This window comes from Zhongshania sp., assembly GCF_029212375.1.
Classification (GTDB): domain Bacteria; phylum Pseudomonadota; class Gammaproteobacteria; order Pseudomonadales; family Spongiibacteraceae; genus Spongiibacter.
In genome coordinates, this window is sequence record NZ_JARGNU010000025.1 from 1 (window position 1) to 13,859 (window position 13,859).

12 protein-coding genes are annotated in these 13,859 nt (G+C 49.9%); 4 read left to right on the top strand and 8 right to left on the bottom strand.

Going from position 1 to position 13,859, the window contains the following annotated elements:
- Window positions 1–223 precede the first annotated feature (223 nt).
- The gene (locus P1U47_RS17195; protein ID WP_301030454.1) at window positions 224–865 is read left to right on the top strand and encodes a hypothetical protein; all 642 of its coding nucleotides are present in this window, start codon (window positions 224–226) and stop codon (window positions 863–865) included.
- 36 nt (window positions 866–901) lie between these two features.
- Here P1U47_RS17195 and P1U47_RS17200 read toward each other — a convergent pair whose 3' ends face one another.
- The 8 genes from P1U47_RS17200 to P1U47_RS17235 form a co-directional block, all read right to left on the bottom strand.
- Window positions 902–1,324 (bottom strand): hypothetical protein, encoded by a 423-nt coding sequence (locus P1U47_RS17200; protein WP_301030455.1) that lies wholly within the window; start codon window positions 1,322–1,324, stop codon window positions 902–904.
- Between the two features lie 5 nt (window positions 1,325–1,329).
- Window positions 1,330–3,441: a hypothetical protein gene (locus P1U47_RS17205; protein ID WP_301030456.1), complete on the bottom strand. Its 2,112-nt coding sequence runs from the start codon at window positions 3,439–3,441 to the stop codon at window positions 1,330–1,332.
- A gap of 1 nt (window position 3,442) precedes the next feature.
- Window positions 3,443–5,437: a hypothetical protein gene (locus P1U47_RS17210; RefSeq protein WP_301030457.1), complete on the bottom strand. Its 1,995-nt coding sequence runs from the start codon at window positions 5,435–5,437 to the stop codon at window positions 3,443–3,445.
- Entirely contained in the window at window positions 5,434–6,666 is a 1,233-nt protein-coding gene (locus P1U47_RS17215) for a site-specific integrase (protein WP_301030458.1), read from the bottom strand. Before P1U47_RS17215 ends, P1U47_RS17210 begins: the two co-directional genes overlap by 4 nt.
- Window positions 6,667–6,956: 290 nt before the next feature.
- Window positions 6,957–7,109 carry a hypothetical protein gene (locus P1U47_RS17220; protein WP_301030459.1) on the bottom strand — a complete coding sequence of 51 codons (153 nt, stop codon included), beginning with the start codon at window positions 7,107–7,109 and terminating at the stop codon, window positions 6,957–6,959.
- A complete protein-coding gene (gene modC, locus P1U47_RS17225; protein ID WP_301030460.1) occupies window positions 7,106–8,224 on the bottom strand; it encodes a molybdenum ABC transporter ATP-binding protein in 1,119 nt (372 codons plus the stop codon). Before modC ends, P1U47_RS17220 begins: the two co-directional genes overlap by 4 nt.
- Window positions 8,221–8,925, bottom strand: a complete 705-nt coding sequence (gene modB, locus P1U47_RS17230; protein WP_301030461.1) for a molybdate ABC transporter permease subunit — start codon at window positions 8,923–8,925, stop codon at window positions 8,221–8,223. The genes modC and modB overlap by 4 nt, the downstream gene beginning before the upstream one ends.
- Window positions 8,926–9,053: 128 nt before the next feature.
- Window positions 9,054–9,761, bottom strand: a complete 708-nt coding sequence (locus P1U47_RS17235; protein ID WP_301030462.1) for a ComF family protein — start codon at window positions 9,759–9,761, stop codon at window positions 9,054–9,056.
- Window positions 9,762–9,841: 80 nt separating this feature from the next.
- On the opposite strand from P1U47_RS17235, the gene bioB reads away from it, so the two are divergent.
- From bioB to bioC, 3 genes are read left to right on the top strand one after another with little or no spacing between them, the layout of a single operon-like run.
- On the top strand, window positions 9,842–10,900 hold the full coding sequence (bioB, locus tag P1U47_RS17240; RefSeq protein ID WP_301030463.1) for a biotin synthase BioB: 1,059 nt from the start codon (window positions 9,842–9,844) through the stop codon (window positions 10,898–10,900).
- 24 nt (window positions 10,901–10,924) lie between these two features.
- Window positions 10,925–12,106, top strand: coding sequence for an 8-amino-7-oxononanoate synthase (gene bioF, locus P1U47_RS17245; protein ID WP_301030464.1), 1,182 nt, complete (start codon window positions 10,925–10,927; stop codon window positions 12,104–12,106).
- Window positions 12,106–13,686, top strand: coding sequence for a malonyl-ACP O-methyltransferase BioC (gene bioC / locus P1U47_RS17250; RefSeq protein ID WP_301030465.1), 1,581 nt, complete (start codon window positions 12,106–12,108; stop codon window positions 13,684–13,686). Before bioF ends, bioC begins: the two co-directional genes overlap by 1 nt.
- The last annotated feature ends 173 nt before the right edge of the window (window positions 13,687–13,859 follow it).

A 13,859-nucleotide genomic window follows, 5' to 3' on the forward strand; every position in this document is an offset into this window, starting at 1 on the left:
CAACAGGTGATCACGTTGCGTCGCAGGCGGTGATCAGGTTGGGTCGGAATACGCAGTATGTCGTACTCCGCAGATTACGTTATTAGATCACCCTCAGATCAGTGTCAAAAACTATGGTCTTCCGGCTCAAATCTACGAAGGTTTTGATCGCTTATTAAAGCATTCAGCAGCTACTTACGAATCTCTAGCCGTCAATGAGGATATCAATATCAAACTGCTGGAGTTGGCAAGGAATCAGCTTGATATAGCTCGTCTGAATGTCGCTGATGCCGCTGGGCTTGTCGTAGCGACAAATATAGAACACGCCCACAAACTGGCGGCGTTGCTGCAGCAGATGGGAGAAAATGCGCTAGTTGTCTCAACCCATCGACCTGACGCGGGAGCAGCGATTGATCAATTCCGTATTGAATCGAGTAAGTGGATTGTCGCTGTCGGGATGATCTCTGAAGGCACTGACATCCCCAGGTTGGCCGTATGCTGTTATCTAAGTCGGATACGTACCGAAATGTCCTTCAGGCAGGTGCTGGGAAGGGTGTTGCGACGAAGGGGGCGTGACGATGATCAGGCATGGATGTTTATGATTGCAGAGCCTGAACTGATAGCCTGTGCTGAGCGCCTGATGGAAGATCTTCCTGAGCATCTAGCTTACGGCAACCATCTTCAATTTGTCCCTCTGGAGGATAGAGAAGCTGGATCCTGTAGTGCTAATGGCGCACAGGATTATCAACTCAATATAACTGAAGATGCTATTGCTTATGCAGACGGAAATAGCCAAAAAAATGTGGGAGGAAGCCAAGCAGCCGGATTCATGGGTCAGCTGATACTGTCTGGTAGTTTCAGGGAAAGGCTATTGAATTTTTTCTGATTTTAGGTGGGTATGCGTAATTCCAGTATCGTGTTTTCAATAGGGGATGTCGGTGCTATCCGAGGTAACCACAATGTTCGTTACCTCTCCGAATTTTGGAACGTCACCGCCGAGGCGACGAATTGTCTTGGCCATCTCGGCATTGAGGTAGAGTAGCGACATATAGCGGCTACGTGCAATATCGAGATCACGCTTGAGTTGTTCGATTTCAGCTTTCTGTTTGGGGTTGGTTGGGTTGCGTTTTCGAGCCTTCGTGCGTGGCAGGATCTCTGCAGCGTCAATCTCAGCAATCAATGTTTCAAAGCCTGGGCGGTTGCGGATTGATCCCCTCTTGCGGCCCGCCTCTAAAGCAACTGAGTCTTTGTTGATTAAGCTACCTTTGGCGATGTTGACTGGATTATTTTGTTTCAGCCTATTCAGAGCGGCAAAATATTCTTTGACGGTGTTGCTAACCTTCATGAATTTTACTCCTGAGGCTCCAGATACATTTTTGTAATATGGTCGATTTCTGACGCAATAAGTTTAAAAGGGCGACTGGTGGGCGAAAACTCAGCCTGATCAAATCGCAGGCTATCGAGATAGATCTCCAGTTTGTCTTCTGAAAGTATTGCGTCTGGGCAGTTTCTGGTGCAGGGCAACACAATATCAACACCAAAGTGAGGGCAGTCACCTTTGCGTGTACACCCGCCAACCGGGGTATCTATATAGGCTAAACGGCCCTGCTTGAGAGCCTTTTCGACGGAAACGCGACTCTCGTATATGTTTGGTAGGTTGCCCTTGTCCTTTGCACGTTGAATCTCACTACCGACAGGACCCTTAAGCCTAGTCTCAGACTTAATCACTTGATCATAAAAGCGTACACTCGTATTAAATCTAACTGACTCGCGGAAGGAGGTTAAAACACTTCCATGGTCAATTGGTTTACCATTTTTATCGATCAGGAAGTTCTGGGCATAGGTTGAGTTTTCTCCGTATAGGGCTGTCATGACGGCAGAGAGATGTTTGTATTGAGTTTTCAGTGTAGGCAGTGACACCATCCCTGATCGGCTCGCGTAGACAGCCACAGTACGCCTAAATTGGTGGGATGAAAGGGGCCAATATTTCCCCTTTGCGAAATCTGGGTTTTCGTCCCAATTCCGAAAGGCATCGAATATAGTAAGCTCATCTAAGTCACTCTGCTCAATCACGAGTCTGAGAGATTCGGAGTTATTACGGGCGTGTGGTGTGCCAAAAAGGGCGGTGTAAGTTGGTTGGGCATAGTGCTTACCAGGGTTAGTGCAGTTAGCGTCAGGGCTGAGCCACAATGGCATATTTCTCGGTATTTCTTCGTCTACAGGGTGGTGTCGATACCAGTTTAGTCGAGCGAGTTGTTGCGCGATGCGTACCGCATACACGCCTTCTTCTGAAGTTGCCCAGACTAGAGGCTTACTATAATTCCCCTGTGATGAAAATTTAGAAAGGTGGGATATCAAAACTGGAACATCCCCAAAACCTTTTGCGGCTTGGTGAATCACTGGTTCATAAGGCATTACCTTGACTTCGGAGGCTCGCATGCCAGTAAAAGCGTGAATTAATAATACGCATAGTGACTGGAGATGTCCGATATGACTATTAAGTTCAGATAGACTGTTTCCTAGTCCGGCGTCTGTCCAATACTCACTTAGATCATAGCTATTCACTGTTTCTGATAGAGATTTATATTTTCCTGCTAAATCAATCCAAGTGGGGAAATCTCGAGTTGGATAAAGCCTTTTAACACGAGAAAGGTTGTTTTTGTAACCGCTGGAATATAGACCATTTTTGAAACAAGGTACGGATAGACTTGGATCAGCATAAGTATCTCTAATAAAACATTCTATACGTGGAAGATACGGCTCTATTCGTCTTAATTTTTCGAGTGATCCTTCAATCAATTTCGCATATAGGCGCGTTGGAATCAGTGGGGTTTGTTGGGATTTGGAATCTGCCTCTATCTGCTTTCTTTGCGTAAGTGCAAGAATATTTTGCATTTCGGTTTCTGGGATAATCAGGGGGGCGCGCACCTCAATTGTTTCGATACCGCTCCAAAAGGCTGCATCCTTTAACAGCCCTTGGAGGGGAAGTGTTGCTGCAAATCCCGGGCTAGCATTCGCGATTGAGTTTCGAAGCGCGACTTGAAATTGTGAAGATGTGTGAGCTTCGGTCAAGGTGATGCCTAAGTTATAGGCTATTTTAGCTAGCGATCTTAATGTCGGCATAAGGCTGTTTAGGTAGCTGGTTCCGCGTGAGCGGCCTGCATTACACGTGGTTTCAAACCCGCTCAACCAGTGAAGTAGCTTTATCTCATCGGTTATTGTACGCGCTAAACTGTCCATAGCCCCGCGAGTTTTAAAGTCCCACCAGCTATCAAAAACAAATCTACTTCCGGCACCGTAGAGACGACAGTCCCACGTGTCGTGCATAAACTGGCTTAACACCGTACCGTCTACGTTGCGTGAAATAATATACCCAGGGCTAATGCCTTCTTGAGTGACTCCTTCCAACTGTTCAGGGGCCTGATGTGGTTTGGGGTTTGCCCAATTTATCTCAAACGACATGTTATGATTCACTCATTTCGATAATCCCGTTTATCTTTGCATTCCAGTATTGGTCTCTTTCACCGCGCATAAAGCGTTTTTGGGCCGCTAATAGTATCGCTGCATAACGATCATTTTCTAGTGGGAGTGCTTCAATAATTTGCTCTATTCTATTTAAGTAAGGCGCGTATTTTTTGTAGTGTTGGTCAATATTCGTGGACACAACACAACTTTGAACTTTGATCCATTGCTTGATAGTCAAAAGTCGTAGGAAGTCTTCCTCGTCAGCATGGAGTCCGAAGTGAACACAAAAGAAACACGTGATCGGCGCACTGCAGCGTGGTTCGAAATCGAGTTCGCTGAACCCTTCGATCAAGCGTGGGCCATCCTCCTCGTTGACATCGCAATGGCCCGTATTCATAGAGTCACCGTGTTCTATAATACGTAAGGGCGTAACTCCGCTGAAGCGCAGCGCCGCCGCAGCTCCTTGTGCGACAAAATATTTGCTCATCACTTCTGCCGCCTCAATACGGTTTTTAAAAGCATAATGCCGTTCAATCGTCCCCACTGTGGCTGATTGAAGTGCAGCGACGAGAGATATATTTCCACCGGATCCATCTACAAGATTCACAGTCTTATGTTTTCTTGCTGGGCGGGTTGCCAGAGATGGCGCGCCTATCGGCCAATAACTAACTTCCCTCATAGAGGTGTCACCCAACAGTGTGTAGGACGTGTCGGACTTCCGGCGTCCGATTGTAAACAAGCCCTTTTGAGGAGGGTTTTCAATCAGGAGGGACATCGTTGAGCGTAATTTTAAGTACTGCTTCCAAGTTGTTTTGGAAAATCTTAGATCAATGTACTGGTTTTGGGTCTCGTGGTCTGCCCGACTCTTAATAGTCCTTATTCCTGCGAGGCCTGCTGTTTTATCTAGACGAGCTTCACTAAAGTTTATAGAGGCGAGTTCGGCTGCGCCATTGCCTGCCTCGGCCAAAAGTAAATAACCGAAATGTCGTACCGCATTATTTGCTAATATCCTGAGTGAAGAGGTCCCGATACGCTTGTTGTTTAGCTTTGCGCTTTTAAAAGTACGAGCTGTACTATTAGAAAGAGGTTCTAAGTCGAGTTCAGTTAGAAGGGTGTTGAACTCATCGGGAGTGCCGTCAAATAAACCGTCCCGTCGATAAAAATGAGGCATCCAATCTGCCTTTTCATTCTTGCTATATTTTCTCCATCCCCTGTGGTTATTTACATTTTTGTTATAGAAAATCAGGTCCTCAAATCCTAAGTCGGCAAATTCAACTATCACAGGAGGTGGCGCGTTTTTTATTACGGCCTCACTAAAAGCATAAAAAAGGCGTGAATGCAGTTCGTAGGCGAGCGCATGCTCATTAGCTGTGGTGATCGGAGCCGGAAGTTCATTTTCCCGAAGTTTCCTTTGAGCGATGAGAATTGCCCACGACTGAACTACCTTTATATCGCGGTGGCATGCAATGCATGCAATATAGGCCATTGCTCTCTGCCTTCCTTGGGCCGTTTTATTGCCAATACTTTTTAGTTCTTCGTTTGTATTCGGGAGTCTTATTTGGTGGCGGAGTGCGTTTGTAAAGTCACGGTAAATCATTCTTGCCCCCTCTACCGTGTTCAACTCGCTTGAACGTTCTCTTGCGTCAACCCAATCAAAGGCGGTTTCTATATCTACAAATGGTGGTGTCCCTGGTTTACCTATGAGGTAATCCTTTGCAATTGCTTTGATTAGTATCGAACGACTCTCACACAAGCTTAGTAGATTAACCTTCGCAAGCTCAGTAGTTGAGGTTACATTTGGGTTAAGGCGGCGACGGTCTAAGTAGCAAGGGCGATATATACGTATGTAGCGGGTGTGACTACCGTTTCTTGAGTTGGCTGATCCTGTGTCTATCAGGGTGTTTTCGGCGGTGAATTCTGGTGCTTCATCAAAATTATCAATGTTGAACGTATTTAGTTTTGGTAAAGCATAGGCTGCGTAATCAGAATTCATGACTGAAGCCGCGGGAAGGTACGATTGATTCTTTCATGGTGAAAGGCTATTGCTGCTTTGGCAGCTGCGTTGCTTTTATCGAAGTCTAAGTAGCCCTGGGTTGTATCAAAATTTGAGTGCCCCATGCGTGCTTTGAGTTCCGCACGTACATCTTTGATCCCTAGTGCATCAGCATCCCTGATAAAGTTCATACCAAACGTTGCGCGTAAGTCGTGGAACCTGAATAAAATAAAGTCAGGATGAATAACTTGAATGTCCCGTACGAGTCTTATGATGTAGTTCCGTACGGCATTCCCCTTTTGAATGGGGAATGAAACGCGATCTTTAGCTGAAATTCGTTGGCTAAACATGCCTCTCTGGCGGTCAGATATTTCAGAGGTGCTGGTGTAGTACGGAGATCCATTCGAGGTGAGAAAAACATAGTTTTCATTACTTTCCCTGTAGAAGCTAAGTGCTCGCCGCTCTAGATGTTCTTCAGATTCGATGTAGTCGCGCAACATGCGGACCAGTGCTACAGGGAAGTGTATTCGATATCTCTTTTGGTTTTTGCTATCGACTCCTGTACCTTTGCCCACCAGAAGCAACACCTCACCTTCAGCAGATGTATTGCTGTGAAGGTAGTAGATATCCTTGACTCGGATAGTGCACACGGTTTGGATTCGTGCCCCTGTAAACAGGGCGACGAGGCACATCAGTATGAAGGCTTGATTACCACTCTGTTTAAGCTGATTAAGGATTAGTGTTTGCTCTTCTTCTGTGAGTGGCCTGAGGCGGCCTCCATCTTTGATTTCGCCGATATGACTGCGTTTAGGTACCCTGAATGTAAAATTGGTAATCTCTATTGTTTTTATACACTGAATCCCTGCGGAGTTGATTACTGGTATGCCTGCTAAAGTAGAGTTGTATGGCTCGTTTTCGAGAGTAGACTTTAGGATCAAATTCCAAGCGAGCAAGCCTTTATAAAAATTGACGACTGCTTGCATTCGGGCTTTTGCTACTCCTAAGGAAATGGGTTGGTTAGTTTGACGCAGTAATCGCTTTAAGTAGCGATAGTAAGTCCATGTGACGCGACTTTCTTCCAATTCGGGGAAGTGAATTTCGTGAATGGCCTTACCCTCAGATTGCAGGTGTTCAATCCAGCGTAGGTACATCATGAGATGTTTTGCAATTGATTTGACTGTCTCCACGCTTGGAGGCTCAAGCTTGGCCATTTCAGTAAACTTATTCATGAGATATAAATTGCCTAGGTCCCAAGGCGTTCCATTCCCTTTGATTATGATAGGAAATTTTCTAATGACTCCATCTTCTATTGGAGATAGCTGAATAGATAGGTCTGTATACTTAAATGGAGAGAATCGGGCGGCAGTTTGGTCGAAATTAGTTTCTAGGGTGACGTGGGATGGGGTAAAGACATCTATGAAGGAAAGATGTGCATTTGAATTTAAGGCCTCCTTCGATCGCTTGTCTGGACGCAATGCCGTGACCTCCTGCGCGTGATATAAACATAGAGTATATCACGTTAGGGGTGCTGTGTCGGTATGTGCGCGTTAAGGGTGTCATAGCTGTTTAGGGCAAATACCCGCATATCACTAATAAAGCCAAGGCTTTCAACAGCGTCGATGACTCTGTCTGGATTGAGTTCAGCAAAATCTTTTTGTTCAGTCTCGCTCATGAGGCGACTCCATATTCATTTACGAGGGCGACAGTTTTGATTTGTGCAAACACTTGCTGGCCAGCGTGTAGGTTTAAGCGGTCGTAGGATTTGCGGGTGATGCGGGCCAGTAAGTATTGCTCGCCAAGGGCCAAGCGCACAGTGACTTGCGAGCGGTTAACAGGGTTGTCGGTCTCAGCGTTGCTGTCGGTGTTTGTATCGCTGCTATTAATAGTGCAGTTCAATATATTTAAAATGCTGCTTTGCGTTGGGGCGTCAAGGCTAATACTAATGTCTCTGGCGGCTACAAATAGCCGGACGGATTGGCCTGGGCGCGCCGAAATTTGTTTAACACTGAGCTGGTGGCCTGACGCCAACTGCAAGGTGCTCAGCTGGTAGTCTGCTTCATGTTCAACGAGGGTGGCATTGAGCACCGCGCCGGCATCCTGCTGGCGGCTAAGGGGCAAGTCTAAGCGGGTACTTAATTCCACTAGGTCGCCCTCGGCAATTAACTGTCCGTTTTCGAGTAGTAGCACATGGTCTGCGAGGCGGCTGATTTCGTGAAAGCTGTGGCTAACATAAATGATAGGCAGGCTGAGATGCTGGGGCAGAATTTGCAGCACATCCATCATCTCGTCTCTGGCCGTGTCGTGCAGTCCAGATAAGGGCTCGTCCATTAATAATAACTGGGGGTGACGCAGCAGAGCGCGGGCGATGGCGACTCGTTTGCGCTCGCCACCGGAGAGTTTGTTTACGTCGCGGTCTAGCAAGGCGGTAATTTGCAGCCATTCGCAAACCTCGTCGAAGCTGGGTCCTGTTGCGCGAAACTGGCGGTTTTGGGCGTAGCGTAAATTACCGGCCACGTTCAGGTGAGGAAAAAGCTGGGCGTCTTGAAATACCACACCGACGCCACGTTGCTCGCAGGCCAGAAATTGGCGCTGGGTTTGCCAGTCGTCGCCGCAAAACTGCACCATGCCCTGGGGTGCGCGCTCAAGTCCGGCGATGCAGCGCAGCAAACTGGTTTTACCGCTGCCGCTGGGGCCACAGATGGCGGTGATGCCGATGCTCGGTAAAGCTGTGTCGACGTTAAGCTCAAAATCGCCGCGCCGCATATGCAGAGATAATAATAAACTCATGTCTGCGCCTTTGATGTATAACTGCTGCCAAGCTCAAGGCCGCGGGCGCGATTAAAGCGGTAAACGCCGCAGAGTACAATAAAGGAAAAGCCGATAAGTCCGCCGGCCAACCAATGGGCGGCGCTGTATTGCAAAGATTCAACCCGATCATAAAGGGCGATGGACAGCACTTGGGTGCGGCCTGGAATATTGCCGCCAATCATTAATACCACGCCAAACTCACCCACAGTGTGGGCGAAGCCTAAGGTGGTGGCGACCAAAAAATTGCTGCGACACAGGGGCAGCACAACGCTGGCAAAGCGGTCGAGGCGAGATGCGCCCAAGCTTGCCGCCGTTTCGAGCAGCGCTTTGGGTACTTGCTGAAAGCCGCTTTGCAGGGGCTGCACAACAAAGGGCAGCGAATACAATACCGAGGCAATGACTAGCGCACTAAAACTAAAAGCAAGAGTGCTGCCGGTTAAGGTGAACCAGAATTGCGCTATTGGCGAATTCGGCGCAAAGGCGATGAGCAAATAAAAGCCTAAAACCGTTGGCGGTAATACCAGCGGCAGAGCAACAAGGGCTTCAATTAAGGGTTTGCTACGCCACTGGGTATTGGCCAGCCACCATGCGAGTGGCGTTGCTATTAATAGCAGAATTAGCGTGGTCAGCCCTGCTAGCTTCAGAGTTAATAATATCGCCAGCCAGTCTTGGTGACTCATATTAGGTGGCCCGTAAATTGAGCGTGGGCATTGCGTGGGCGTTGGCGGCGGTGTTTGGGATTGTGCATGTCGCCTCCAAGTATGATGTTGATTTAGGCCTCTGAATGGCTATGGCTCTGCGTGTTGGCTTACGGTGTTCGCGCCAGACACCAGATATCAATTTGCCTAGCGCCATTGCGCGCCAGTATAGCGGCCACAGTATTGGCTGTCGCGGTCGTTGTTACTACATCGTCGACTATGGCAATGTGCTTGCCGCGGATTGGACTATTTGCGTTCAATGCAAACGCTTTGCGGAGATTGCTGCTGCGTTGCGCGGCGCTGAGGCCTTGCTGGGTAAGGGTTGCGCGGGGGTGGGTGAGCGCATGGCAGACGGGGATGTTCAGCGCGCGGCCCCAGTCGTCGGCGAGCAGAGCGGCTTGGTTGAAACCGCGCTGCCAGCGTCGTCGCCAGTGCATGGGTATCGGCACCAGAAGCTCGGGGCAGGGCGCGAGGTCGCCACCAAGGTTTGCCAGCCAGAGCTGTGCTAGCACCGAGCCATACTGCAGCTGTCCGTGATATTTAAAACCGGCGATGAGGCGGTCTACTGGAAAATCGTAGCGCAGGGGTGTTAGGCAGTGACTGAAGACTGGGGGCTTGCTAAGACAGCGGCCGCAATGGCTGTGAGCGTCTTTGGGCGACAGCGGCAGGGCGCAGCGTGCGCACTGCGGTCCCAGCCATGGCAAATCGGCTTCGCAGGCGTGGCAGAGGTCGATTTGGCGACGGCTGGGTGTTTGGCATAAAATACAGAGGCCTTTAAATGCCTTGTAAATCAGTTTGTTATAAAATCTGTTAACCATAAGCATCCTTGCAGGTTGACAGCTTGCGCCAAGCCTTTATCATACTAAGCTTTACGACTTCGCCCAAATCGGATTTTATCATGACTGCACACACGCCAACGACAATTCGTACTGACTGGACCAGCCAAGAGGTTCAAGCATTATTTGCTCTGCCATTTAATGATTTGTTGTTTCAGGCGCAAACCGTGCACCGCGCTAATTTTGATCCCAATGCGGTCCAAGTCAGCACTCTGTTGTCGATTAAAACTGGCGCCTGTCCAGAAGATTGCAAATACTGCCCCCAGAGCAATCGCTACGACACCGGTCTTGAGAAAGAAAAGTTGATGGAGGTCGAAAAAGTCCTCGCCGAAGCGCGTGCGGCCAAGGCCTCTGGTACAACCCGCTTTTGTATGGGGGCGGCGTGGCGCTCGCCCAAGAAAAAAGATATGCCCTATGTGACCGCGATGGTGAAGGGCGTGAAGGAAATGGGTCTCGAAACCTGTATGACCTTGGGTATGCTCACCGGCGAGCAAGCAGCTGAATTGGCCGACGCGGGCTTGGATTACTACAATCACAATCTCGACACTTCACCTGAGTTCTACGGTGAAATCATCACCACTCGCACCTATCAGGATCGCTTGGGCACCTTGTCTAATGTGCGCGATGCCGGTATTAAAGTGTGTAGCGGTGGCATTGTTGGTATGGGCGAGTCCATCAAAGACCGTGCGGGTTTGTTACTGCAATTAGCTAATTTGCCGGTGCAGCCAGAGAGCGTGCCGATCAATATGTTGGTGAAGGTTGAGGGTACGCCGATGGCTGATGTGGCCGACCTCGACCCCTTCGATTTTATTCGCACCATCGCTGTGGCGCGGATTATTATGCCAAAATCCCATGTGCGCCTGTCTGCTGGCCGTGAATCTATGAATGAAGAAATGCACGCTCTGGCGTATTTTGCCGGTGCTAACTCCATTTTCTACGGCGAAAAACTGCTTACTACCGCCAACCCTAGCGCGAATAAAGACCTTGAGCTGTTTGGCCGCCTTGGTATTAAGCCTGAAGAGCGTCACGTTGAGCATGACGACGAAGCTCAAAGCGAGGCCTTGCTTGGCGCCGTGCAGCAAGTGCAGAACGATCGCTTTTTTTACGACGCCACCGCTTAATCGGCAGCGCTGTAATTCATTGTGATGAATGAGGTTTTGCAGCGCCGCCTAACAGCGCGGCGGGAGCAGTCCCGTTACCGAAGCCGCCGTGTGCTTGAGTCTGCTCAGGGCGCGCGACTGCGCGTTGATGGTCGCGAGATGCTGCAATTCTGCAGCAACGATTACCTCGGCTTAGCTAACCACCCTAAGCTTGTTGCTGCAATGCAGGGCGCCGTCGCAGAGATGGGCGTGGGCGGCGGTGCTTCGCATTTGGTCTGTGGTCATTCGGCGCTGCATCACCAGCTTGAAGAGCGCTTGGCCAAAATCACCGGCCGCGAGCGCGCTTTATTATTCTCAACCGGTTATATGGCCAATCTCGGCACGGTAACCGCCTTGCTGGGCAAGGGCGATCATATTCTTGAAGATCGCCTCAACCACGCTTCTTTGCTCGATGCGGGCTTACTGAGTGGCGCGCGCTTTCAACGCTTTCAGCACAATGACATGGCCGATCTTGAGCGCCGTTTGCAAAAATTACCCGTCGAGGGCAATCGTCTTATTGTGGTTGATGCGGTCTTTAGTATGGACGGCGATATGGCGCCCTTGGCTGAACTGGCTGCGCTGGCTCAGAAATATGACGCATGGCTAATGGCCGATGACGCTCACGGCTTTGGGGTGTTGGGCGAAAGCGGGGCCGGCAGCGCAGAGTTTTTTGGCCTAGATCAGCAGCAATTGCCGGTGCTAATGGGCACTTTGGGCAAAGGCCTTGGCAGCTTTGGTGCGTTTGTGGCGGGCAGTGACGAGCTCATAGAAACCTTAATTCAGTTTGCGCGCCCCTATATTTATACCACTGCCATGCCACCGGCCGTAGCGGCGGCAACCATTGCTGGTTGCGATCTATTGGCTGATGAGTCGTGGCGGCGCCGTCATTTACAAGATTTGATAGCGTATTTCCGCCAGCGGGCAGAAAGTCTAAATTTACCCCTCATGCCGTCGCCAACGGCTATTCAGCCTTTGCTCATTGGTGACGAACAAACAGCAATGGCAATTAGCGCTCAACTTGAAGCGCGAGGTATTTTGGTATCGGCAATTCGCCCACCCACAGTACCGGTGGGGAGTTCGCGGCTGCGAATTACCTTGTCAGCGTCGCACAGCCAAGCCGATGTAGACGAGCTGTTAACCGTCTTAAGCGACGTGCTCGCCGAGGTTCTTGGGGCTGTTGACTGCTAATGTTTATTTATCGCGAGCATTTGGCGGCTTACCGCAAAGACGCCGCCGAGTTGGTGCTGTTGCACGGCTGGGCCAGTGACTCCTCGGTTTGGCGGCCACTGCTGAGTGGCTTGCGTCGCAATTTTAATATCACCTTGATTGACCTCCCGGGCTTCGGCCGAAGTGATGGCTTGGAAGCTGGCGCAGATCCCGATCAAGTCATTGACAGCATTTTGCCATTTTTGCCTGCCACCGCGCTTTACTGCGGTTGGTCTTTGGGTGGCATGTTGGCAACGCGATTGGCGGCGCGTTTGCCAGCGCGGGTGCAAGCTTTGATCTGCGTTGCCAGCAATGCGGTGTTTGTCGCCGACGCCGATTGGCCAGCGGCGATGCCGCCTGCTGATTTTGAGCAATTCGCCGCTTTAATAGCAACTAAGCCCAGTGCAGGTTTGCGCCGTTTCGAATTATTGCAATTACATGGCGATAAGCATGCTCGCCAATTGCGAGTTGAGCTGGCGGGTTTGAGCGCGGCACCAAAACCAGTCTATCTATCTAGTAGCTTGGCATGTTTGCGGACTATCGATAATCGCCAAGCGCTTGCCGAGCTGACGTGCCCCTGTCTCTATCTGTTTGGCGACGAGGATGCGCTGGTGCCGAGTTCGGCAGCAGCAGTCTTCGCTGAACGTTTTCCGCAGCACCGTGTTCAGTTAATGGCGGGGCGCGGGCATTTATTGTTTTTGGCTGAAGGCGATGTGTTTATCGCGTTGTTGGCTGAGTTTTGTCAGGCGCAGGGGCTATTATTGAGCGGCGCAGCGAGCCAAATGAACAAGCAGGATATTGGCCGCTCATTTAGCCGCGCGGCACCAAGCTACGACGGCGCGGCGCTGTTGCAGCGCAGGGTAGCCGATGGCTTGATGGCCTATCTTCCCCAAGCGCTTGTTGGTCCGGTTATTGACTTAGGTTGTGGCACTGGCTACAGCTTGCCTGCCTTGCGCGCGCGGACAGGGACGGAGGCGCTACTTGCTGTTGATCTCGCGCCGGGTATGCTGCGTTACGCAGCAGATCAGTATAAGGGTGTTGCCGAGAACTTTGTGTGTGGTGACGCCGAAGATCTACCTCTGGCAGACGGCAGCATAGGCACAATTTTTTCCAGTCTCGCCCTGCAGTGGTGTGAGAACTTGACAGCGCTGCTATCTGAAATCGAGCGGGTGTTGGCGCCAGGTGGTGATGCTTATATAGCAACCTTAGGTCCAGATACTCTGCATGAGCTACGCAGTGCGTGGTCGCAGGTAGACGGCTACGTACACGTAAATCAGTTTGCCGAGCGTTCAGCGTTGGCGGGTGCGATTGCCGATTCAGGATTAAGGCTCAAAGCTTGGGATGAGTCGACGGAAGTGATGCACTACCAGAAGTTGTCGGAGCTGACTCGTGAGCTGAAAAATATTGGCGCTCACAATGTAAATGGTGGTCGGCCTAGTGGCTTAACTGGCCGGCAGCGTCTTAAATCCCTGACCCATCATTACGAGCGTTATCGGGATGAGAATAGTAACTTACCTGCGAGCTACCAACTTTGGTATATACATCTCCATAAGGCAGAATAATTGTGCGCCACAATGGCAATAGTGCTGAATATTATGGGGCATAAGCCTTTATTTGGTGCAATAATTTTGATGTTGCGCTATGTTATGCGGGATAAAAAATGGCATCCTACCGCCCATCGTAGTGAAAATTTTCACGAAAATGTCATTTAACATGCATTAATTGAGCGAGCCGG